Origin of the sequence: Ditibartonella choladocola (assembly GCF_002007565.1) — a bacterium.
Lineage (GTDB): Bacteria > Pseudomonadota > Alphaproteobacteria > Rhizobiales > Rhizobiaceae > Bartonella > Bartonella choladocola.
Genome location: NZ_CP015625.1, coordinates 2,163,622 through 2,187,492, shown reverse-complemented (window position 1 = coordinate 2,187,492; position 23,871 = coordinate 2,163,622). Strand labels below are relative to the sequence as shown.

Genomic DNA, 23,871 nt, shown 5'->3' with positions numbered 1-23,871 from the left:
CTTGGTTACTATCAATTATCTTATGCACTTTGTAAATTATAAAATCGTCGCATATTGCATTTGTGATCGGACGGCTCTAAAAACGCGATATTTTTTGTAACAGATCAAATTCGCAGTATTTGGAGTTGCTGTCTTATTTTTGGGTGCTTTTATGGCAGGATACCCTTCATTTCAGTCACTATAAAGTTTCTGTTTTATGGGCTGGATGTCCATTCTATAGTGGCTTCCCCCTCTTGACGCTTCCCGTTTCTTACGGATTGTTATAATACCTTTTTAAAGGTCATACCGGCCAATTCTATATGTGAATTTGATTGCTATTTGAATATAGAACAAGATTTTATTAGCTAGTAGAATGATATATTGGATATAAGTCTAATGATAAAATAGAGTTAAAGGGGAAATTCGTGCTGGAAATGCACAACATTGTCAAAGTCTATGGTGATAAGGAACATCCTTTGACTGTATTGCATGGTATTTCTGCCAAAATACCAGCTGGATCATATTGCTCCCTCACCGGGGCATCCGGCTCCGGAAAAACCACCCTTATGAACATATTAGGTCTCATTGACCGCGCAACCAGCGGTCATCTCATTATTAATGGCCGGCATACTGAAACATTGAATGATGATGAAGCCGCCCATTTCAGAAATGAAACCATTGGTTTTGTTTTTCAAGCCTTCCACCTGCTACCTTCAATGAACGCAATTGACAATGTAAGCCTGCCTTTGGCCTATCGCGGGTTAAGCCGCCAAGAGCGTAAAAAAGAAGCCGAATACTGGCTTTCTATGGTTGGTTTAGAAAATCGTCTTGAACATTATCCAGATGAACTCTCCGGAGGCCAGAAACAGCGTGTCGCAATTGCGCGTGCTTTGATAACAAATCCTAAGATATTGCTGGCCGATGAACCTACAGGCAACCTTGACAGCCAATCAGCTTCAGAGATTATATCCATTTTTGAAAATCTGAACCAAGAACTCAAGATGACTGTTCTTATTGTTACTCATGATCCTTCCATTGCACAAAATTGCAAAAGCCAGATTATTATGAAAGACGGCCTAATTATCGATCAGGTCGGTTTGCCATGACACCAAGATATACAATCTGGAAAAACACCTTTATCGAGACTTGGCGCGATTTTCATGCAACCAAAGGACGCAATCTATTGGCTTTGATTGGTATTATCATTGGTACAGCTGCCGTTATCGCCACCTTGCACTATAGCCATAATGCCAAAGAAGAAGCTATCAGCCAATTCAGCAAATTAGGCACAGATGTTATTGGCCTGAGTATATATTCAACCAAAGGCCAGAGCAACTTTTCATTAGATGATGCAAAACAAATGGCTTCCGAAGTTAAAGGGATACGCTCCTATAGCGTTGTCATCGGCAGCAGCGGAACGATTAGAAATGGACGCTTATTGGAAAACACACAAATCCTTGCTGTCAGCCAGGATTATTACAGCATTTCCAGATCAAAGATTGCGGTCGGTCGCCAGATATATGACCTAGATGGTTATGCACCTTTTGTTGTTCTTGGCAAATCTATTGCCGATAAAATAGCAGACTTTACTGCCAAACCTGTCAAAATGGGCGATAAGATAACGCTTCAGGGTGAATCCTTTGAAGTCGTTGGAATACTCGATACAACGCCCCCCAATAGCGTTTTGATGGTTGATTTAAACAATTCCGTTCTAATTGCTTTCAACGCAGCAAGACGGGTAATGACTGATACCCAAGTCAGCAATATGGCAATCAGAATAGCCGCTGATGCAGATGAAAAAGAAGTCTCAGCTAACCTGCAATTATGGCTATCACAAAAAGACCCAAGCCTGATACCTCGAATACAAACAGCACAACAAGTCATAGAAACTATTGACGCACAAATGCGCATCTATGCCTATCTGTTGTTAGGTATTGGTTCGATCTCTCTTTTGGTGAGCGGCGTTGGCATCATGAATGTAATGTTGATAAGCGTGCTAGAAAGAAGGCATGAAATTGGATTGCGTCGCGCAATAGGCGCAACGCAAATGGATATTGTTATCTTATTCCTTTCTAATTCCCTGATCCTTTGCTTTATAGGTGCTTTCATAGGATTACTTACCGGTACAATTGCAGGATGGTTTTTTGCCATGTTATCGGGTTGGAGTTTTGCACCTTCCATTCTAGCACTGCCACTTGGCATCGCGCTTTCTATTGTTGTCGGCCTATTTTTTGGCATCTATCCGGCCATTCGAGCTTCAAAGCTTGATATTGTTGCCGCTCTAAGGAGCGAATGATGACAAAGAGCAGATTAACTGGAATAATATTCATACTCTCTCTTGGAATGACAATTCCGTATGTTCATGCGGATGATTTGATACCGATAGAGCGTGTCCCAATTCCTATTTTTAAACCGCAAATCTCACCGGCGGCAGCGCAATCCAGTCAAGGCAGCCTATCTCGCAACAACGTGCCGGCAACCAGCCAAGCAACAACAAACGAAAATCAGCAAGTCGAAATGACAGTGGCTGATGTCGTATTTCTATCAATCCGGAACAATAGGACGATTAAAAGTTCCTATATCAACCGTATTTCTCAAAAATTCGACCTGCGCGTGGCCGAAGACCGCTTCACACCGCAATTCAGCATTGACGGCTCTTTATCAAGACAACGAATAGCCGGGGTGCATACAAACCTTTATGATATTTCTCCCGGCGTAAACATGATAACACCCTTGGGAACAACATTCGACTTTGCATGGAATGTTTCCGGCAGTTCATCCGATAACTACAATACGCTAGACAACAATATTGACATGTCCATCTCACAGCCCCTTTTGCGTGGTGCCGGCGTTACCGTAAATATGGCTCCCGTCAATGTGGCCAGATTACAAGAAAAAATAAACAAGTTACACCTTAAAACAACCGTATCTGAAACCATTGGCCAAGCCATTCTTGCTCATCGGGATTTATTACAGGCACAGGAAGAATTGCGCCTTGCAAATGAAGCCGTCATCCGTGGTCAAGAAACACTACAGCAAAACCGGTCATTGATTGCCGCCGGCCGCATGGCCGAGGTTGACGCTGTTCAAACAGAAGCAGACTTGGAAAATCAGAAATTGCGCGTTCTTCAGGCGCAGCAGACTATCGAGGACAGACGCTTAAATCTGCTGGATATTTTAAATCTGGACCTTTCGACACCTCTTGTTGCAAAAGAGGAATTTAAACTGAAGAAAATCCCTATCGATCTGCGAAAACTATTTGATACCGCCTTACTCAACCGTGAGGATTATCAATCCCAACTTTATGTCATCGATCAGAACAAACTCAATGTAAAAGTGGCTGAAAACCAGCAGCTTTGGGATATATCCCTTTTTGCACAAGGAACCTATGGCACCCAAAAGCAGACTGATTTGCCCGATACTCGTACACGAAACGGAAAAGTCGGCATCCAATTGAGTATTCCATTGAATGACTTGACCATTAAACAACAGCTTGTCCAAGCCGATACAACCACCCGCACTTCTGAATTGCAGCTGGATATTATCAAGTCAGGTATTGAGAGACAAATTCGTACCAGTGCCACTGAAGTCAAAATATACTGGCAACAAGCCAAAACAGCGCAAACATCCCTTGATTTGGCAAGGCGCGCTCTCGAAGTCGAAAAAACAAAACTAAACGCCGGTCGGTCTTCAACTTTTGAAGTCCGTTCTATGGAACAAAATCTGCGTGATGCTGAAACGCAGCTTGTCAACGCACGTATTAATTATTTAAATGCCTTGACCCGGCTAGACTTACAATTGGGAACCACATTAGAGACATGGCAGGTGTCACTCAATGACTGACAAAACAACCCTTAGTAAACTCTTTAAAAATAGCAAGCGCGCACGCATATACGCTTTATGCTTGGGCGGTATTGCCATCATCCTTTTATCCGGTGCCGTTTATAAGGCCACAACGTCACAGGGACTGCCCGATAACAATTCAATGCCCTTCCCGCCTAATCAGCCAATGGGGCAATTAATGGTTGGCCAGATTGACCAGCAATTACGAATAAGCGGAACCATTGAACCGGCAACGGTCATATCGCTTCTCGCGCCATTTGAAGGTGTTATCAGCGAAACAAAAATCAAGATCGGGGATACTGTTACCAAAGGCCAGAAAATTGCTGTTCTGGATACCAGTATGATCGATGAATCATTGCGTCTGGCACAAAGCGCCTTCATCAAATCTAAAATAGAACTTGATAAACTCAAGGCTTGGGAAACTAGCCCGGATATGCAAAGAGCAAAACGTACTTTGGAAGAGGCGAATAATGCTTCAAGCAAAGCTGACAAAGACTTAGCAGAGAACAAGGGCCTTTACGAAAAAGGCATCATTCCACGAAACGAATATGAAACATCCGTACAAGAACAGCTAACCCGCCATAATGCCGTCAAGGCTGCCGAAGTAGACTTGGAAGCCACGCGCAAGCAGGGTAGTGATGAACAACTGCAAATGGCCGTTCTTGAATATGAAAATGCCAAAAGTCGGTTTGATGCTGCTCAAAATGATCGAAACCAATATATCCTATATGCCCCCATTGATGGGATTGTTATCAATCCACCAATCGGAGCCTCGGCCAGTGAGTCCCCAAAAGTAATAGAAACCGGAACAAGTGTTCAAAAGGGAACAACAATCTTCAATATCGCTGACGTCAACAGCTTTGTCGTGGCCGGTGATGTCGATGAAATAGACATTAACAATGTCCAGAATGGACAAGCCGTCACCATCCAGAGTGACGCGCTGCCGGGCATGGTATTGAATGGAACAATTATCAGGGTGAGTTCTGAATCCGTCCAAGGTGCCGGATACGGTCAGGCTCCCAAATTTAAAGTACGCGCCGAATTTAAGATAGAAGACGAGAAGGATCGCAGCTGTGTTAAACTCGGCATGTCTGCCCGAATGGAAATTCAGCTAAAACCGGTCTATCAGGCTATTATCGCCCCGATTAATGCCGTTATTGATCCGGACGCTCAGCCGAAATTGCGCGTAAAACGGGACGGTAAAATAATAACCGTCAATGTTGTACTTGGTAATACTACTAAAGACGGGGTAGAAATCAAAGACGGTGTTCAGCCAACAGATGAAATCATAAAAATTACTAAATGACGTATGAATCCTATATATCAAAAATGCAGTATGTGATATAACTATGTTGTATATAACCACAACGGAGGACTTATCATGAAAAAGTTACATGTTTTAGGTTTGACTGTAATTACTGTTATCGGTTTATCATCCGCTGCAATCTCACAAGCCGCCGCTTCATCGGCCACATATACAATCAAGAACAATTCCAATAGCGCTATCGCGTTAAAATCAACGAGTTGCCAAGCGACCGGTATGTCCTTCCCTAACGGCATTGAAGCTAAGGCATCAGCACGAGTGGATAATGATAGCATTTATCCAACCCTTTACTCCTGCCAAGTCGAATACAGAAGTTCAGCAAGTTCTTCAAAAAGCTGTAAATTTACCATTTCCCGCTTCATGAGTGGTAATTCTTGGCTCTATCCGACCGTCTATCTGACCTCTGGTAGTTCAAGCTATTGCAACGGCCGTGTAACATCCGCTTACGCAGATGGTGACTTCAGTGTTGAATTGAACCACAATTTCTAAAATCAAACAAATACAGGCTAAACCTTAAAGGAATAGCCTGTGTTTTGATCTATCTCATATTGATTTTTAATGGCTATATAATCGACATTTTGAACGCGATCTTTCACACGCCCATCTTTTTCCAAAGATTCGGTGGTGTCTTCAGCCAATTTGTCGTAAAAGTCTTTCAAAGACTTATAAAGCGGGTCTTCAATACTGAAATCCTTGGCCTCTTTGCCTTCTTTATTCGACTGAAATTCATATCCTTTGACCAATTGCGCGCGATTGTCATTCCAAAAGAATGTTTGTCGCTCCAATGGCCCGGCTTCATCCATATTGCCAATGGCAGCCGCTAAAGAGTCACTGCGGCTTTTGCCGGAATCCCTATTTTGCCAATAGACATCGGCCGATTCCTTCCACAAACGATATTCCGCGTTCAATTTCTGTTCTTCATTATAAAAACCGTTCTTGTTCAACAGAACTTCAGACAATTGTTCACGAGAAAAATCATCAAGTGAAGACGCATCATCCGTTACATTCAAACGAACAGGTTTCATCGGATCAGCCTTCGGCTGTTCGTCTATCTTCGGGGCTGAAACAGTCGGCTTGTTATAGACTTGTTGACTTACTGATGATGAATATGATGTGCTAATCATAGCCTTACCCTACACTCATATCGGCTGTTTTGCATATCGCCTATAGCCGCTAAGGCAAACAGTTATCATGTCTGTTTTTATTGCCCGATCCACATTCTTCATAAATGCAAATTAACTATACCATAATAATAGACAATATTCAATGATTCACCTATGAGAATCTTATGTTTTTATGGTATATGCACATCCATAGCTATCATGAAAACCAGATTGTAATATAACAGATTTTTATGATCTTTTGATAAAACAAGGCATGTAAAATGAAAAAAATTCTTCTTTATATCGTCATCGTTATGTCTCTTATGTCTTCCCAAGCGATGGCCTTGGAACAGGGCGACAAAGAGCAATTTATCAAAAATGCTAAAACCTATCTTCTGGCGCACAACATGCGAACCTTTAATGTCGTCATGCAATATGTTTCACCAAAGGTTTTGGAGACAATTGCACAAGACAACAAATTATCCCTTGCGAACCTTACTTCAATAATCCCAGACAACCTGCGTAACGAAGCCTTGAAAGGCAAAAAAACAAATTATGTCGGAAACTTTGAGAAAATTGAAAGCCAAGAATTAGGCACAATTCTTGTTGTTACAATTCCGATGAATTACGATGTCGTTGATAAAGACGGGAAAAATATACGCCTTAAAAACCAACTGATCGGTATGAAAACCGAGGGAAAATGGTATTTCATCAATTCAGATGAACTATCCCTATTGGACTATTACAAGAAGGCATATCCCGAACTCGTAAATCTGAAATTGGCCAAACTTGACTTTGAATTTCTCGACCCGGAGTTTGATATGAAAAAGGGGAAGTTTGCTTCCCCTTAATCACTTTTTGAAACTTACCAACCTTTTGTCTGACTAGACCGGAAGGTATAATTGCCAGTTGAGTCATTAGATGATGACTTATAGACAGAACATGAACTTGTTCCTGTCGATCTCGCATCAACGCTCCATTTGCCAGTATAAGATGACTTGCTACCGGAAATAATGACACCACAACCATAATACGGATAGGCGTCATAGCCATACGAGTAAGCCCAATAAACGACTTCTTCCTGAACTTGCATCCATCCGTTGCCGGTATAATAAGGCTTAATCCATGTTGGCTTGTAACAAATACCGCCGCTGCAATAATTTGATTGAGCACCTCTGCCGGCGATCAGGTCTTCCTTGGCATAGTTATTGGTATGATAAATATCAATTTTCGCTGCTGATGCAATGTTTGTAAATCCAATCAGTGAAGCAGCTGCCAATGCTATAGCTAAAAACTTTTTCATATTTACCCTCTCCACTGTTCGCTTTAACGATAATGGAAACATATCTCCATAGTGTTTCCATCCATAATTGTGGAAAATCCTAAATTAAAATTTTCCACTTGCTCCTTCCCTTCTCAGAGAAAGAATCTCTTGAACTCAGATTAAAAAATAAATCCGATGTCCTTATTTCCTAACTGTATGCCCATCGCTACTTTTCCAGATGCGTTCAATTGTTGAACCAAGTCCAAATAATTAGAGTCAGCACCATCAAATAATGGGTGATTGTCAAATTCATTCCTAGAGATGACCTCCACAGAACCGGTTTCAAGTGCTGCTAAAAAATCACTTCGATCTTCCGGTGCCCAATCACCTACCATCTCCTTGGCAAAAGCTAAGGCAATTTCATTATATTGTTCATCCGTCAGGCTATTTGCATCATCTGACTTGAAAAAATTTTGAATCGTATTGAACATATCCGCACCTTCATAAGGCGCATAATCTTGGATTTTGAAATCATCACCCTTAGCCTTTTTCAGCAAGTCAACGACCTCGGTAAAACTAGATGTCATCGGCCCACTCATTGGTGCTTGATCAGCCCCAAGCGGAACAGGTCTTGAAAAATCAGTTTTATCAGCCTCTTTCTTCTCATTTTTTTGATCTGTGATTGTATTGGGATCATTTGTCGCTGTTGCGCGTAGTAGCTTTAACGCAGATTCCGCATTGGAATAGCCGACATTTGTGCTTGTGTTGACGCTGACCATATCATTTCTCCGTATGATATTCGGCTTCAAAGCTTACATCGCCTCCCCACCTCAAGTCCAACATTTTTCATAAATGTTACTAAGTAAATACTATAAAATAAAATATGAGTCTAGAAAAAAAAGTAACTCACATTGTAGGTTTGCGAAATTCGTATATGTTTTCGCTAATGTCGTTCTAATCCCATCACGGATACCCCATATATAGCCCGTTTTTTATTGGCTTCAACAATGTCTTTATAGCAATACAAGTCTGCTTGTTTGTAATGAATCAATTACTGATCCTCGGTATGTATAATATATAATCTATCAATTTAATGGATTTTAAAATTTATTCTAAACTATGATATTTCGATATATTAGAAAACCTTGATAGTTGGCGAGTAACAATGTGGTGTGCAATTACGCTTTCGCATTATATTATTTCTAGGTTTGCGAACCCAGAGTGTTGCCATGCCATCTTATTTTCATGTGAGTTTTGAGGAAAGATTAGAATTCCAGTAATTGAGTATTTCAGTCTATAGCCAGTACGCGATTAGCAAACGGCCTTAGCGGCGCCGCTCGACAATTGGCCATGAGATTAATAGCAACCGTCTGACATATGGTGAGTATTCTTTTCTTGTCACTCAATGCAGTTATCTACAACACAACCAAAGGGATTGATTCTAGAATAGCGCACTGAATATGTTTGTTATTGAACGCGACACGGATAAAATAGATGAAGACCTACGTTTTATGCATGCTTTTTTTTAACCGTTGCGCTCGAGCAACAGTGGGAACTTTGTTCTATGTGTTACTATATCCTTGATAAAATATTCCATAATTCGCAATGAAAACGTTAAAATTTAAATTGTTTTTCCAGTTTTTATTATTTGTGAGCAGTTAAGTAAAAAATATTGTAGCAATTATTGTTAATTGTAACAAAAATATGCTTGGAATAAACCGTTAATCCCCGCATTGAGTCATAGGATTGTGTCATTATGATGCAATCAGATGGAAGTCAGCTGAATTTCATGCAATATTATTGATAAAATGGGATGGTGCGTTTGTTCAGATTATTACATAATAATGTCAGTATTCTATCTACACTAATAGCCACTTTAAGCTTATCGACTGCTTATGCACAATCGCCAGCGGATGATTTTGCACGCCGTCAAGCCGAGCAGCAGAAAAAACAACAGATTGAGACGTTGCGTAAGTTTACACCGCGTGGACAAGATGCCGCTGTGATAGATCAGACTGTATTGCCGGCAGATGGTAAATGCTTCGATATAGATCAAGTTCTGATTGAGGGCGCAACCAAAGTATCAAAGCGAACACTTGATAAAATAACAAATCCATATGCCGGTAAATGTGTAGGTCTTTCTGATATACAATTATTGATGAAGGGCATTACCAATGCTTATCTCGATAAAGGTTATGTGACTGCCCGCGTTTATATTCCCGAACAAGATATCAAGAAAAGCCGTCAGCTGAAATTTGTCATTGAAGAAGGTATACTCAGTGACATCTATTATAATGGTCAACCGGTTAGTCCTTATAATGGCGTTATAATGAGTGCTGTTCCACGCACTAAAGGCAAAACGCTGAATATGCGCGATGTCGAGCAAGGTCTCGACCAGATGAACAGATTGGCTTCTAATAATGCCAAATCTGATATTTTGCCCGGTAAGAATGAAAGTGATACTATTCTCAATATCACCAACCAGCCGAATAAACGCTGGCAGGTCAACCTTTCCCATGACAATCTTGGGCAGGCCTCAACAGGCTATGCCCGCTATAATGCCAATTTGACATTGGATAATATGCTTGGTGTGAATGATCTATGGAACTTTGGCTATCAGAGAACCGATAAAGATTATTGGAATGGCAATAAGCTTGACGGCAATTCCAATAGCTATTCCGGAAGTGTCAGCATTCCAAATGGCTATTGGACATTCAATGTCAGCGGTTATTATTATGAATATAAATCCATCGTTCCCGGAAACTTTGGCCCGATTAAAACATCGGGTGATTCAAGTGAATTGCGTGGCTCCATCAGTCGGCTCTTGCACCGTGACAACAAATCACTGACGATATTAACCGGCGGTCTGGCCTACAAAGAAACAAACAATTTCTTGCTTGGCAATAAAATTGAAGTCGGCAGCCGTGAATATACAGTTGCCAATCTTGATTTGTCCCATTCACGACAAATGCTTGGTGGCACATGGACATTCGATGTCAATTATATGCAAGGTCTTGATTGGTTTGGTGCGATTGAAAAACATGCACCGGGGGCAGGAGATGCAGAACCGGAGTTTTCAAAAGTCACAGGCACGATCAGCGTTGTTACGCCGTTGAAGATCAAAGAGCAGAATTTCTTGTTGAGCAATTTGCTTGTCGGCCAGTATTCGCCTGACAATCTTTTCGGTGCAGAACAAATGTCGCTTGGCGGTTATTCCAATATTCGTGGAATGCGCGATAGTCTGCTCTACGGCAATAATGGTTTTTTTACACGTAATGAATTTGCTTGGCGTACAGTCCCTTACGGAAACAACGCTGCCATGGTCAAAGCCTTGGGCGAGTTCAGGCCTTATGTCGCTCTTGACTATGGGCAGGTCTTTGCTCAGGCCAAATGGGGTTTTGAAGATGATAATATGGCCAGCTGGACAATAGGAAGCCGCTTTTCAGGTGGAATAGTCAATCTTGATATCGGCTATTCGGATGTTTTCTCGACAACCGTTAAAAACCCCTATGATGGAATGGCTTTTGTCTCTATGTCCGTGACGTTTTAGAGCTTGAGCCTCAATAGGCCCTTTTTCAAAACAGCATAATGGGTAAAGGCTTTCCGTTATGATTAAGGCTTCTCTTAAAATACTTTAAAAAAATGAAAAAAGAATTGTAACAGACTTTCCGGTTTTTCTGCTGCAATTCATTTTCATATTTTCTCCTATTGTGCGTTTAATACTATTGATAAGATAAAAATTTCCGTGTCATCTCAATATATAGAAATAAAATTTTCAAAGTTTTTAAAAAATGCTGTCTCTCGTTGTTACAAAGTGAAACGCTGTAACAATTCTCTATCTTACATATCCAAAATAAAAGTCGCATTAAAATTTCTGAAATGTCTCATTGTGAGACAAAATGGAGTTCTTAATGCAAAAAATTATGCGCCGCATTTCTCTTGTTCTATTGCTTGGGTGTGTCCCTTTTGGTGCTTCCTATGCACAAGAGCAGACAGCACAGCCACCACAAGAGCAGAGCGTTCCCCAAGCTGACGCTGCTCAAGCCCCTGAACCGACAGTTCAAAAATTTGATGATTGGTTCTATCGCTGTGTTGAAGTGCCAACCGGTGAAGCTGATAAAACTACCAAGCAATGTGAAGTGGCGCAAATCCAGCAAGTCATGCAGGGCGATCAGCCAGTGACAGTGCTATCCATTGCGATTGCCTTGACCGCGCCAGAAAAAGCGGGTGCTAAGCCGGATTTATTAATGACAAGTGTTGCGCCGCTCAATGTCAATCTTCCAGCTGGCATCAGCTACAGCATCAATGGCAAGGATGCCTTGAAGGTCGAATATCGCAATTGCAATCAGGCTGGCTGCTGGGCACAACAGAAGCTGGATGCAAAATCGCTGGCTGTCTTGAAAAAAGGTAGTGAAGGTGAAGGTCATTTCCGTCTGGTTGATGGGCGCAACGTCAATATCAAGTTTTCGCTCAAAGGTCTAACCGCAGCATTGGACGCACTTGAAAAAGGTGCAGCCAAATGAATTTGAACGGTCAAAAATCGCGTATTTAAGAAAAAGATTGGCTTATTCAGGAGCCAATCTTTCTTTGTTTTAAAACAACTTTTTGAAAAGAGGCCGGAGCCTCATATCATCTAAAGGATATATATCATGGCAGTTATTGGATTACGTGGCAAAGGATTGATGGCCACATTGCAGTCATTCAATAAAATTGGCAAAATGGCCCTTGCCGGTGTTATGAGTATTTCCTTGCTGATGCAACCTATTTTGGTTCAGGCGCAGGGTGTGACAGCAGACCCGAATGCAGGAGCGAATAATACGCCGACCATTGGTGCCGCCCCCAATGGTGTTCCGTTGGTGGATATTGCAACGCCAAATGGGGCAGGGCTATCACACAACAAATATCATGACTTCAATGTAGCCAATCCCGGATTGATCCTGAACAACCATAATGGCGAAGTCGGAACATCGCAGCTTGGCGGTGTTGTCCCCGGCAACCCGAACCTTCGCCAATCCGGCTCTGCCTCGGTTATCCTCAATGAAGTGACAAGCGGCAACAGAACCGCCCTTGAAGGCCCGACAGAAGTGTTCGGTCGCAAGGCTGATGTGATTATTGCCAACCCCAATGGTATCACCTGTAATGGCTGCGGCTTTATCAATACACCGCGCGCGACATTGACGACCGGTATCCCGCAGATTGGCCTTGACGGCTCTCTGGCGGGCTTTGACGTTCGTGGTGGTGATGTCACCATTGGCGAGAGAGGTGCCAATCTGGCATCGGGCAAAGGCTCGGTTGATATATTCGACATTGTGTCGCGCACTGTGCATCTTGACGGTGCCGTTGCCGGTCATGATATCGGTATTACAGCCGGTACGGGCAAGTTTGATTATGCCTCGCGCGAGATGAAGGAACTCTATGATATTGCCGGTAAGCCGGAATATGCGATTGACGGTTCTGCGCTTGGTGCGTTGCAAGGCGACCGTATCAAGCTGATTGCCACAGAAAAAGGCGTTGGCGTTCGGATGCGTAACGACATGGCTGCCAATGCCGGCCAGCTGACACTATCGGCTGATGGCAAGATCAGCATCAACAATGCTTCTGGCCGTGATGGTGTCAAGGTTGCAAGCCGCAGCAAAACAGTGACAGCCAAGAAGATCACATCGAAGAAGAATGTTGAGATCAAAGCCAATGAGGGCATTACGATTGAGACAATCGGTGCAGATGGCGATTTGATGGTGGATTCCGGTGCAGGCTTGTTATCTGTTGAGGGTGATGCGATTGCCGGTGGTAAACTCGGTTTTAAATCGGGTGATACGATCAAGGCCGGTCAGGTTGCTGCTGGCGGTGACATGGATATTCAATCCACCAATGGTATAGATGTTCTGGTTGCTATTGCCGATGGACAAGCCGATTTGCAGACTGCCAATGGCGATATTAACGCCAAGAATGGCATTAAGGCCGGTGGCGGCGATCTAACAATCACTGCCAACAAAGGCTCGATTAACTCGGCGACCCTGATCAGCTTCAACAATATGACACTTCAAGCCGGTCAAGACCTCAATGTTGCCGGTAATATTATGGCGCAGGGCAATATCACCGCGACTATTGCCGGTTATGCAAAGGCAGCCAATTATGCTGCCGGTGTCGATATGGCGGCAACCGACAAAAATGGCTCACTCACTCTTGGCAAGCAGGGAAGCGTTAATATCAAGACCGGCACCGGTTCCATCAAAAGCAACAATATATATGCCAATAATGATGTAGCGCTTGAGAGCGGCAATGGTGTCGATGTTGCCGGAACCATTCTCTCCCAACAGGGTAGTGCTGCCATTACAGCAAAAGCCGGTCAGTCAAAGAGCGTAAAGTTTGATCGGTTGATGGCTAACGGGACAGCGAGGATCAATACCAACGATCTCACATTCAACAGTCTTCTCTCTGGCGGTGATATTGCCCTTGATGTTGCAACGCTTAATGCCGGCATGATCTTGAGCGGTATGGATATGGAAGCCTCGCAGAAGTCTGCAACAGGCGATATTTACCTCAAAAATGATGGCAGGCTTGTGATCAATGCGTCCAATGCGATCAATGCCAAGCAATTGCTGAGTGCCGGCAATATGGTGCTTCATGCTGCAAACAATGTGACCTATGACGATCTAACAGCCTATGGCAATGCGGATATCACTTCGGATAAAGGCGTCATCAGCTTGCAGAATGCTACGCGTGCAGCAGGCAATATAACGCTGACAGCGACAGCACTTGATTTGAGCAATAATAGAGCCAAGATCCAGACAGCGCGTACGCTGACGCTGAATGCCAATGATATCAATGTCTCCAACAGCCAATTGACATTTGGCGGAATTACTTTGAATGGCAAAAACGGCTTGAATGCCCAGAATGTCTCACTCAATGCCATTACAAAAAATGGTGGATCAGGAAATATCAGCCTTACACTTCCATCATTCGTTGCGGATGAAAAAACCAACATACGTGCGGAAAACGATCTTCTTATCAATACCGCGTCCGTTGATAATAACGGCCTGATTGCATCCGGCAATGATCTCAAACTGAATGTATCGAACACTCTGACCAATCATCAGAAGGGTTTGATCTATTCAGGCCGTGATGGCTACATCTATGTTGATGGTGCTGTAAACAATGATTACGGTGCTATCATGTCTGGACGTGATCTGGCTTTCGCCAATCGGGCAGGTAATGGACGCACTGCATCTATCGTCAATAAGGCAGGCCTGATCCAGTCGGGAAATAATCTAGCAATTCTCACTTCATATTTAAGAAATGAAGCTAATGTTGATGCTGCTTGGGCAACAAAGCAGGAATACGGTAATAGAATTGGTTTCAATCGCCCTGATAAAAACAATGAACTTACCAATAACGGTACATCTGACATGCGTGGCAGACTCTTTTATGACCCTAAAGGTAATAATGGTCATACTTGGGGCGCAGGTGGCTGCCGTGATGATTGCGATGTAACATGGCTTAATGCCGGTATGTGGGATTCAATTGAACAGACATATGGTGATCTAACAGTTGATGGAAAAACCTTCAAAGCCTTCACTTGGAATGAGGCTGGGCATAATTCAAAGAAGGGGAAAGTCTGGTATGATTTTAATTACAATGCTTATATGCAACAACAGAACGATGTTCAATATTTTACCAGCAAGCCTACAATTCAAGGGATGATACAATCGAAAGGTGACATGACAATTGATGCCACCACGATTGATAATTCTTACAGCAACATTGAAGCCGCAGGTAAAGCCTCTATCACTGCCGATACGGTCAATAATAAGGGTGTTACACTTTATCGAACCAAATATATGTATTGTGGTGCAGGTGACACTTGCTATGTGTATGATGCCAAAGGCAATAAAACCGGTGAAGCCATCGGTAACGGTCAATCCGGCTATATAGGTACAGAAGCCGTAGATTCGGCCAATTCACTGATTAAGGCCGGTGGTTCATTGACAATGAATGTCAAGAATCTCAATAACACCGCTGCCGAGGGTTCAATTGCAGGTTCAGCCCATTTTGAAGAAAAGCCGGCAACTGGCAATCCGATGGATGCTTTGAACAATATGACGGCGGGCGGCGCTCTATTCACACCTAAAGTCGATATTAACTCACCAAATTTTACAACATCATCTTTATCTGCTCCCAAGCCCAATTCTGGCGGTTTTGGCGGTACATTGCCCAATCAGAATTTCATTTATGAAACGCGTGCGGATTTCCTAGATGTAGGCAAATTCTATGGTTCAGGTTATTACCTCAACCGTATTGGTTATAAACCTGATAAGCAGATTATCTTCTTGGGCGATGCCTATTTTGAAAACCAGCTGATTGACAAGCAGATGCGTGATCTTGTCGGTCAAGGCTTGGGTAAAGGCTCGTTTATCCCCGGCAATGACCCGATTGAACAGATGAAGGCTTTGCTCGATGCCGGTGCTGATTATGCTCAGAAAAACGGCCTGGCCTTTGGTGAACCATTATCACCGGAACAAGTCGCATCGCTTGATACATCTGTTGTTCTATATGTTAAGCAGAATGTAAATGGCGTGGACGTTTTTGCGCCTGTTCTCTATGTCGCGGCAAAAGATAAAGCCAGTGTTGTATCATCGGGCGCAAAAATCGAGGGCGGCAGTGTTAATATCACAACAGACAATCTCACCCATTCAGGATTGATTGCCTCGAATAGCAGCCTGAAATTAGAAGGCACCGACATTCTGTCGAATGGTGGTGGGTTTGCCGCCAAGGGTGATCTTATTCTGGCTTCAACCGGCAATATCAAGTTGAATGCCGCAACATCCTCAAGAAACGGCCAAACTGTTATCAATAAGACGCAAGCCATAGATGCAGGCGGCACAGCCATTATCCAGGCTGACAAAAATGTCGATCTTAAAGGCGTTGATGTCAAAGCTGGTGGCAGCCTCGGCCTTTATGGCGAGAATGTTAATGTTGGCGCAGCCAAATCAACCACAAACGGTTCTGAAAATGTTCGCGGCTCGAATATCGAGGCGGGCAAGGATCTTCAGGTTAAGGCTGACAAAGACATTAATGTTGAAGGCAGTCGCGTTCATGCCGATGGTCAATTGGCCATGTCGGCCGACAATGGCAATTTGACAATCCAATCATCAAATAGCACAACTAAAACTGGCATGGGTACAAATACCTTGCAGCAGGGCTCGGAAGTGTCATCTGGTGGCTCCATGTCGTTGTCTGCTGATAAAAACTTGACAATTGCCGGTTCCAAGGTTGATTCAGGCGGCAGTCTTGGCATCAAAGCCGGTGAAAATGTTGCTATTATTGCTACACAGGAGAAGGAAACTGGATCATTCAGTTCCAACACTTTTGATAGTACAAAGCAGGTAGGTTCCAGTGTATCCGCTGCCAATAATATGTCGATTGAATCTGGTAAAGATGTCCTTATCGGCGCATCTGACCTCAAGGCCGGCGGTAATGTAGGCGTACAGGCGCAAGGAGATATTAGCGTCATTGCCATGGCAAATCAGGCTAACAGCCGTACGGATGGTAGTATCGTTCAGGGTGAAAGCCATAGTACAACCACTGTTGGCTCCTCCATCACAGCTGGCGGCAATGTCACAGCCATTGCCGGACAAGACGGAAAAGAACATAACCTCAATATTGTTGGTTCGGATATCGACGCTGGTGGCAAAGTCGGCCTGAAGACAACAGGTAATGTCAACATCCTTGCAAGCCAAGATACCCATCAATCTCAATACCATACGGAAGAGGATGGTGGAACTTTCGGTGGTGGCAAGCATAGCAGCGATAAGAGCAGCTATGGTAACTCTTTAAATGGCTCATCCATTCATGGCGATGAAGGTGTAAACATCCAGTCAGGCGGGGATACCACAGTTTTTGCCTCTGATATTACAGCGGGTCAAATGGATGTCCGCAGTGATAATGCAAGCAAAGGTGCTGATATCAATATACAGGCTGGTGGCAACATTACTGTAGCTGCTGGTCAAGATGTTGAAAGCAGTTCAAGCCATTCCAAATCGAGCGGTTTCCTCAAGAAGACCGCCAAGGAAAAAGACACATATGATGAAACAACGGTTGCCTCTCATATTGGCGCAACCGGTAATGTAAACATGGATGCCGGTGGAGCGGCCACTATTGCCGGTTCGAATGTATCAGCCGGTCAGGATATCAATATTGCTGCCGATAGCGTGAATATTATCGGTGTCAATGAAACCCATACCAGTCACGAGGAAAAGCGGGCAACTGGTCTTGGTGTTGGTTCATATGGTGATAAGGGCGATGGCGGCAAGCCGGGTAAGCAGGGCTATGTCTCGATATGGGGTAAAACATCCCAAACCAAAGATGAAGCGTCAACAAAGAACTTCGGTTCGACAGTTGAAGCCGGTGGCAATGTTAATCTGACAGCAAGGCAAACAGATATTAATGTGTTTGGTTCTGATGTCAAAGCTGGCAATGACATAAATATGGATGCCGCCCGCGATGTGAACATCGTCAGCGTGGCTCAAGATTCAAGCAGCTTGGAAGAAAAGAAAGCCTCCGGTTTTGGCATTGGCTGGAGTACCAATGGTGCCAGTCAAGCTTCGGCGAAGATCGGTTATAAAAATGATCTTGATAGAACGACAAAAGATGGCGTGAAAAATGATTCATCCAATATAAATGCAGGCAACAATGTCAATATCAATGCCGGTAACAATATCAACCTTGTTGGGTCCGGTATTCGTGGTGAAAATGATGTCAATCTGAAGGCTACCAATGATGTAAACATGATATCGGCGATGGATACCACCAATGTTGAAACAATCCAGAAACACTTGTGGGTTGGTGTCGGTGTTGAAGTGTCTTCCGGTATTGCCGGCGTGGCGCAAAATGTTAAAAACGCCGTAAAAGGTGTTGAAAATGTCAAAGATATAAATTCGGGATTGACCGGCTTCAACGGTGTTGCAGGCGTCTATGGTGATGCAAAAGGCATACTAAGCGGAGCCGATCAAATTACTCATCCAAATCAAAAAGGGTCCGATTTTGGTGATGCTATCAATCTTGCAAAAGTCGGTGTCAGTGTGGGTTTTGAAGCTTCCAAGAGCAAAAATACAACATCGACAAGCACGGCGGTTACGCCAACGGTCAGTGCCGGACATTCAATTAGCATTGAAGCCGAAAAGGGAGACATTTACGGTCAAGGTGTCCAGATCGAAGCAGGTTATGATGAACATGGCATGATGGGCGATCAGACCAAAGAAGGCACAGGTGATATCAATCTGAAAGCCGGTCAGGACATTTATCTTGAAAGTGCAAAACAGACAGATAAATCCAAGAATAGTTCGCAAAGTTTTGGTGCCTCTGCTGGAATGGAGCTTGGTCTCGATCTTGGTATGAATGTGACAGGTTCGGCTAATGCTAAAGCGAGTTATGAACAATCCAAGGGCAATAGCCAGATGACGACCAATGTCAATTCCCACGTAAAAGGCACTGGTGACATCAATATTGAATCTGGCAAGGATACAACGCTGAAAGGCGCTGTTGTTGAAGGCAATAAAGTCACAGCCAATATCGGTGGTGATCTCAATATTGAAACCCAGCTGGATGAAGGACGATCAAAACAGAATGGCTTTAGCATCGGTATCGAAGCCAATTCTAAAGTATTATTTAATGGACAAGAAAAAGATAAGTTTGGGACAGCTTGGGATGCTATGAATAATGGCAACTGGCAATTGGATGGTGGCGCAGCCACGGTAAAAGGCAGCTATCAGAATGCTCATTCTTCCTATGCCGGTGCGCAGGAACAGTCTGGCATTAAAGCCGGTGATGGTGGGTTCAATGTTACCGTTAAGGGCAATACCGATCTCAAAGGCGGTATCATCGACAGCAAAGCTGATTCGAGCAAAAACAGCCTGACCACTGGAACCATCACCACAAGTGATCTCGATATCCATTCAGACTCAAGCGGTGTGACTATAGGTGGCGGTTTCTCTGATCCTTATGGTGAGATGAAATCTAAAAATGACAAGGGTGAATTAAATAAACCCTCAAAGCCCGGAGTTTCCATCGATATGCCGGTTCATAGTAGCAGCAATGATGAAGGCAAGATCAGTTCTGCTGTTGCTCCTGGAACCATCACTATCACCAACCCTGATGAGCAGAAGCAAGATGTGGCGGGTATCAATCGTGATACATCCAACACGCTGGATGAACTACCTGCCATGAAAAATGCAAAAGCGCTTTTAGACGAACAGAAGGCCAAACAGCAGTCCTATAATGATCTGAAGGATAATGTAAATAATGCCATTGGTAATGCCTTGACAATGGCCAATGATGCGACAAAGCTGTTGCCTCCGGGTAAGTTTAAAACGGATTCAGAAGCCTTCTGGAATGCTGACGATGGTAAAGGTGCGCAAGCAGCCCGTATCATAGGTGATGCATTGCTAGCCGGAACCGATCCGTCCAATGCACTGAAAAACTTCCTTGGCATTGAAGGTGCGCGTCTATTGGCTCCACAGCTTGATGTGATTGTCGGTGGTTTTGTTGAGAATCTAGGAATAAAAGATCCAGATCTCGCCGCTTCCATGACGGCTGAAATTACCAAAACGATTCTGACAGAGATGGGTGTGTCTATGGGCACAGACTATGCAGGTAGATATGGTAATGACCGCTATCGAGCCAATGGTGTCGATATTGGCAAAAAGCCAGATGATAAAGCAGCAGCAGGTAACGGGAAAAATAGAAAACACTCTGTCTTTAAAAAAGCTCTGGATGCGATATTTGCAACCAGAGCAGACACATCAAAATTGCAAAGGTTCCATCATGAAATACCGTCTTTTAAGTTATTCTCTATTAGCAGTCACCTTATGCGTTTCAGCCTGTTCGATGCCCGGTTCCTTTCAGCATAAATATCCTGATCGTCCATTGGACAAGAGAGCAGGTGAACTCGTTGCCCAGTTTAGAGGCTTGCCCATCAGTGATTTGGCAGAATATATGCGGACACCGAGATCTAAAAGCCCGACAAAATGGGTTTGGGGAGAAACCAAATATGTCACTGTTGATCGGGCCGGTGGTAAAATGTCTCACCTTGATGTTTGTGAATTAATAGTTGACATTGATAGTCGTGGCATCATCACAAATACAAAATATAATAATGATACGTGGTCGGATGAAACACAGTGTCCACAATTTGGAGAGTTAGTGTATCGCGCGTATGTCATACAACCAGAACTCTATGAATATGATAAATCACATAATATTTTGATTCGTGGCCGTCTGCAACCGGAACAAGACAGCACCGGCTTAGCGCAAAAACTGGCTCGCAAAAGAAGATAATATAGTGGCGTTTTGTCAGGCTTGTTATTGTGGGTGTTCAATACCAATTGATATGAACTTCTTGCAGAAACTGACCCCTCCAATGCTTTTAAAAACTTCTTAGGCATTGAAGGCGCGCGTCTATTGGTATTTTTGAGCGAGATAGTCAGGTTTATAAAGAAGTTTTCCCGGCTGCTCAAACATTACGTTACAGTGCATTGTACGTGAAAGAGTGGATATTGCTTCCGTCATTAACTCCGATAGATGGCGTGACTAATGAAATGCTTCACGCACAAAATTCAGGATAGTGCCTATCTAAGAAATATTTAGTCAAGTTTTATCGAATAATGATGCGCTCTTAGAACAAAATTTTAATGCATTAAGATTGATTTATCCAAAAAATGGAATTATGTGTATTCATGTTCGCTTAATAATTATAGCTAACATATAAAAAAGGAATAGAGCTATGGCATCTCCAAAAGATGCCAGTGTGTATTTCCGCCTTTCTAAAATCGAAAAAGAAACTCTCCAAAACCTTGCTATTTCCTACAATTGTGATGTGTCCCAAATCATCCGTAGTCTGATTATGACCACGGCAGGCGAGGGCCCGCTGGTAGACCCACATATATCCGAAGCAATCAACACGCTTTGTTTTCAGCTGCGTGCGATTGGCAATAACATCAATCAACTGACCCGTGCCGTAAACACCGGGACATTGATAGAGTCCGGCGATTTAACCGAACTCTTAGATAATCTTTATGCAACGACGAATGCATTAGCCGATATCTATGCAGAAATGATCATATCCGCCAAAAAACGGTTGAAAGGTCGGCTGGATAATGGCTAAGCAAATTTATAATCCGTTTCATCTAAGACCTGAATTCATCGAAAAACAAGACCTGGAAACACGAGCGACACGCAATAGCATCACTCAAAAATTCATTCAGAAGGCTGCCAGACATTCAGTGGGAACTATAGTGAGTTCGGCGAGAGTTGAAGGGACGGCAGCTCCTTCGAGTGGTATGCGAGATAAAGGCGCACCTATTAAAAACCCAGTCGCAAATGCTATTGCCATCAGTCAGCCTCGACAAAACGCCATGAAAGCTGTGATGAATAATACCTCACGGCCATTATCGACGACGATGGTTGTTGTTACCAGCTTTATCAGTCCCTTTGATGAAGAAGAAGAACCTGAAGCAAATGATGCGCGTGGTCCTCGATCATTACCTAAAAGACGAAAAACTTTTGGCAGTGGCGTCAGTTTAGCTCCGACTACGGTTCATAGCCGGATGAAGGCTTATCTGAAAGGAGCGCAGCCGGCTGTTGTTAAAATGGCAGGTACTGGCGGAGGCATACAATCTGCATCCAGCCTTATGCGGTATGTATCACGCAATGCCGCAATGCCAATGGAGCGTGAAAACGGTCAGCAGATTACAACCCTCCAACAGCAAAATGATATGTTGAAGGAATGGCAGCATTATTTTGATAAACGAGAACCATCTCGTGATGTCGTCACGTTAACGGTCAATATCAAAAAATCTGAAATTGATCCGCATTATGTCCAGGACGCTTTAGCGTCAGTGTACAAAGACCAAAGATTGGTCAGTGGCATCGCTCATACTGAAAACCAGCCAAATAGAATCATTGCAGTGATGACGATCGCCTCTAATAAAAAAGGCCGTATCAAAACCACTGATCATGCATTGAATCAAATCAGAGATAGTCTTCATAAACAGCATGGGCTAGGTATAGACGACATAAACCTTTCTTACAGTGAAGTAGCCCATGGTGTGTACGGTTTGAAGCAGCACTTCAAAGCGGCTCTGGCAGAAGCCAAAACCCTTGAAGGCCCGAAAGATCAGAATATAACAATCGATAACTATGAAAAAACGGCGCGCTCATGGCGCCGTTCACTTCGATCATCAGGCAATCGGGATATTATGCATGTCATTGTCAGCGCGCGCGCCGGCACTGACCAAAATGCTTTTTTAAAATCAGCACGTAGTTTTCTGGCTCACGAATTTGGCGATCATAAATATGCCTTCGCCCTTCATGGCCCTGATGATAGCACTGTCGATAAAAGATCTGGTGAGGGCAAAGCAACGCCCCATGTTCACATACATGCCATGATTGTCATGCGTTCAGTCCATGATCAGAAACTTAATCCATATGTAAAAGATTTTCATCGTTGGCGTGAGAATATGGCTTATTTTGCCCGTGAAAACGGTATTGATATGGTCGCAACAAAACGTGGTGAAACACTGACATCCGAACCATATTCAAAAAATGAACACGAAATGACCAAAAAAGGAAAGGCAGACAAGCGGACAATTGATAAGGTTGAAGCCAAGCGGCAAGGAAAGAAAAAAGCACCCAAAGGGATAAAATATCAAGAGGCAGCAGCCCAAGCAAACCACGCCGTAAAAGAACTTTTGCAAGATACCGATGACACAAATGACCAGAATTTCTTGGCTTCGGCTGATGCCATGTTATCAACTTATAAGCGCTTTGATGAGATAATACCTACAGAAACTTCAAGCAATAATTATGATCTTGAGCAAACATCCGAGCAGTCTGATAAAACGCGCGGGAGAGAAAAACTTCAAGCCTATGAAGATGCTATGTTCAGCGTTTTCAACGCGCATTCATTTTATCAGAAATATGGTGTCATTGATCCGATGATTGATTCAGTAAACGAATGGTCACAAACAATTATCAAGGATCTAAAAGATAATGAAATTTCTCAAATACCTTTTGTCATGAAAGGGGCACATGAGTTTACCAAAATATATGATCAGCTATCAGCTGCATTCAACTCAACTGACAATGCCGAGTATTTTCGTGAAAAAACCATCGCCGGTGCCAGTCATATATCCACCATCGATAATCGAAATATAAACAATTCAGATGAAGAAATGCTTGGCATTAACAATCATAGGGATAGCATACAAACGATAAACCGATAGCAAGGAGTCACCACGCTCCTAGCTTAAGACCATAGGTTAAGTTCATTAGGACTTGTACGCCTTTCAAGGAGAAGCATACTG

At 43.3% G+C, this 23,871-nt stretch carries 15 protein-coding genes; 12 read left to right on the top strand and 3 right to left on the bottom strand.

Annotated elements, in window-relative coordinates; translation table 11 throughout:
- The first annotated feature begins 413 nt into the window (after positions 1–413).
- The 5 genes from BBC0122_RS09640 (at position 414) to BBC0122_RS12880 (ending at position 5,635) form a co-directional block, all read left to right on the top strand.
- Complete coding sequence (locus BBC0122_RS09640; RefSeq protein ID WP_077994646.1) at positions 414–1,085, top strand: ABC transporter ATP-binding protein; 672 nt, start codon at positions 414–416, stop codon at positions 1,083–1,085.
- On the top strand, positions 1,082–2,275 hold the full coding sequence (locus tag BBC0122_RS09635; RefSeq protein ID WP_077993371.1) for an ABC transporter permease: 1,194 nt from the start codon (positions 1,082–1,084) through the stop codon (positions 2,273–2,275). The genes BBC0122_RS09640 and BBC0122_RS09635 overlap by 4 nt, the downstream gene beginning before the upstream one ends.
- On the top strand, positions 2,272–3,822 hold the full coding sequence (locus BBC0122_RS09630; RefSeq protein WP_077993370.1) for a TolC family protein: 1,551 nt from the start codon (positions 2,272–2,274) through the stop codon (positions 3,820–3,822). The genes BBC0122_RS09635 and BBC0122_RS09630 overlap by 4 nt, the downstream gene beginning before the upstream one ends.
- Before the next feature lie 61 nt (positions 3,823–3,883).
- The gene (locus BBC0122_RS09625) at positions 3,884–5,128 is read left to right on the top strand and encodes an efflux RND transporter periplasmic adaptor subunit (RefSeq protein ID WP_188318026.1); all 1,245 of its coding nucleotides are present in this window, start codon (positions 3,884–3,886) and stop codon (positions 5,126–5,128) included.
- Between the two features lie 75 nt (positions 5,129–5,203).
- Complete coding sequence (locus BBC0122_RS12880; RefSeq protein WP_149866681.1) at positions 5,204–5,635, top strand: hypothetical protein; 432 nt, start codon at positions 5,204–5,206, stop codon at positions 5,633–5,635.
- Positions 5,636–5,652: 17 nt separating this feature from the next.
- Here BBC0122_RS12880 and BBC0122_RS09615 read toward each other — a convergent pair whose 3' ends face one another.
- Entirely contained in the window at positions 5,653–6,270 is a 618-nt protein-coding gene (locus tag BBC0122_RS09615; protein ID WP_077972545.1) for a hypothetical protein, read from the bottom strand.
- Between the two features lie 260 nt (positions 6,271–6,530).
- On the opposite strand from BBC0122_RS09615, the gene BBC0122_RS09610 reads away from it, so the two are divergent.
- Positions 6,531–7,100: a hypothetical protein gene (locus BBC0122_RS09610; RefSeq protein WP_077993362.1), complete on the top strand. Its 570-nt coding sequence runs from the start codon at positions 6,531–6,533 to the stop codon at positions 7,098–7,100.
- A gap of 14 nt (positions 7,101–7,114) precedes the next feature.
- Here the strand turns inward: BBC0122_RS09610 and BBC0122_RS09605 are convergent, their stop codons facing one another.
- Together BBC0122_RS09605 and BBC0122_RS09600 are read right to left on the bottom strand one after the other, a co-directional pair.
- A complete protein-coding gene (locus tag BBC0122_RS09605; protein WP_077993360.1) occupies positions 7,115–7,552 on the bottom strand; it encodes a hypothetical protein in 438 nt (145 codons plus the stop codon).
- Between the two features lie 140 nt (positions 7,553–7,692).
- The gene (locus BBC0122_RS09600) at positions 7,693–8,292 is read right to left on the bottom strand and encodes a hypothetical protein (RefSeq protein ID WP_077972543.1); all 600 of its coding nucleotides are present in this window, start codon (positions 8,290–8,292) and stop codon (positions 7,693–7,695) included.
- A 1,034-nt stretch (positions 8,293–9,326) separates the two neighbouring features.
- Between BBC0122_RS09600 and BBC0122_RS09595 the strand changes: the two genes are divergently transcribed.
- The 6 genes from BBC0122_RS09595 (at position 9,327) to BBC0122_RS09570 (ending at position 23,790) form a co-directional block, all read left to right on the top strand.
- Positions 9,327–11,063 carry a ShlB/FhaC/HecB family hemolysin secretion/activation protein gene (locus BBC0122_RS09595; protein ID WP_077993358.1) on the top strand — a complete coding sequence of 579 codons (1,737 nt, stop codon included), beginning with the start codon at positions 9,327–9,329 and terminating at the stop codon, positions 11,061–11,063.
- Between the two features lie 361 nt (positions 11,064–11,424).
- Positions 11,425–12,036 (top strand): invasion associated locus B family protein, encoded by a 612-nt coding sequence (locus BBC0122_RS09590; RefSeq protein ID WP_225868108.1) that lies wholly within the window; start codon positions 11,425–11,427, stop codon positions 12,034–12,036.
- Between the two features lie 126 nt (positions 12,037–12,162).
- Entirely contained in the window at positions 12,163–20,418 is an 8,256-nt protein-coding gene (locus BBC0122_RS09585; protein WP_077993356.1) for a hemagglutinin repeat-containing protein, read from the top strand.
- Positions 20,333–20,845, top strand: coding sequence for a hypothetical protein (locus tag BBC0122_RS09580; RefSeq protein WP_149866680.1), 513 nt, complete (start codon positions 20,333–20,335; stop codon positions 20,843–20,845). The genes BBC0122_RS09585 and BBC0122_RS09580 overlap by 86 nt, the downstream gene beginning before the upstream one ends.
- A 445-nt stretch (positions 20,846–21,290) precedes the next feature.
- A complete protein-coding gene (gene mobC, locus BBC0122_RS09575) occupies positions 21,291–21,671 on the top strand; it encodes a plasmid mobilization relaxosome protein MobC (RefSeq protein WP_077993353.1) in 381 nt (126 codons plus the stop codon).
- Entirely contained in the window at positions 21,664–23,790 is a 2,127-nt protein-coding gene (locus tag BBC0122_RS09570; protein WP_077993351.1) for a hypothetical protein, read from the top strand. The genes mobC and BBC0122_RS09570 overlap by 8 nt, the downstream gene beginning before the upstream one ends.
- The last annotated feature ends 81 nt before the right edge of the window (positions 23,791–23,871 follow it).

Coding starts and splice junctions, on each gene's coding strand:
- BBC0122_RS09640 (WP_077994646.1), top strand. CDS start 414: ATGCACAACATTGTCAAAGTCTATGGTGATAAGGAACATCCTTTGACT.
- BBC0122_RS09635 (WP_077993371.1), top strand. CDS start 1,082: ATGACACCAAGATATACAATCTGGAAAAACACCTTTATCGAGACTTGG.
- BBC0122_RS09630 (WP_077993370.1), top strand. CDS start 2,272: ATGATGACAAAGAGCAGATTAACTGGAATAATATTCATACTCTCTCTT.
- BBC0122_RS12880 (WP_149866681.1), top strand. CDS start 5,204: ATGAAAAAGTTACATGTTTTAGGTTTGACTGTAATTACTGTTATCGGT.
- BBC0122_RS09615 (WP_077972545.1), bottom strand. CDS start 6,270: ATGATTAGCACATCATATTCATCATCAGTAAGTCAACAAGTCTATAAC.
- BBC0122_RS09610 (WP_077993362.1), top strand. CDS start 6,531: ATGAAAAAAATTCTTCTTTATATCGTCATCGTTATGTCTCTTATGTCT.
- BBC0122_RS09605 (WP_077993360.1), bottom strand. CDS start 7,552: ATGAAAAAGTTTTTAGCTATAGCATTGGCAGCTGCTTCACTGATTGGA.
- BBC0122_RS09600 (WP_077972543.1), bottom strand. CDS start 8,292: ATGGTCAGCGTCAACACAAGCACAAATGTCGGCTATTCCAATGCGGAA.
- BBC0122_RS09595 (WP_077993358.1), top strand. CDS start 9,327: ATGGTGCGTTTGTTCAGATTATTACATAATAATGTCAGTATTCTATCT.
- BBC0122_RS09590 (WP_225868108.1), top strand. CDS start 11,425: ATGCAAAAAATTATGCGCCGCATTTCTCTTGTTCTATTGCTTGGGTGT.
- BBC0122_RS09585 (WP_077993356.1), top strand. CDS start 12,163: ATGGCAGTTATTGGATTACGTGGCAAAGGATTGATGGCCACATTGCAG.
- BBC0122_RS09580 (WP_149866680.1), top strand. CDS start 20,333: ATGAAATACCGTCTTTTAAGTTATTCTCTATTAGCAGTCACCTTATGC.
- mobC (WP_077993353.1), top strand. CDS start 21,291: ATGGCATCTCCAAAAGATGCCAGTGTGTATTTCCGCCTTTCTAAAATC.
- BBC0122_RS09570 (WP_077993351.1), top strand. CDS start 21,664: ATGGCTAAGCAAATTTATAATCCGTTTCATCTAAGACCTGAATTCATC.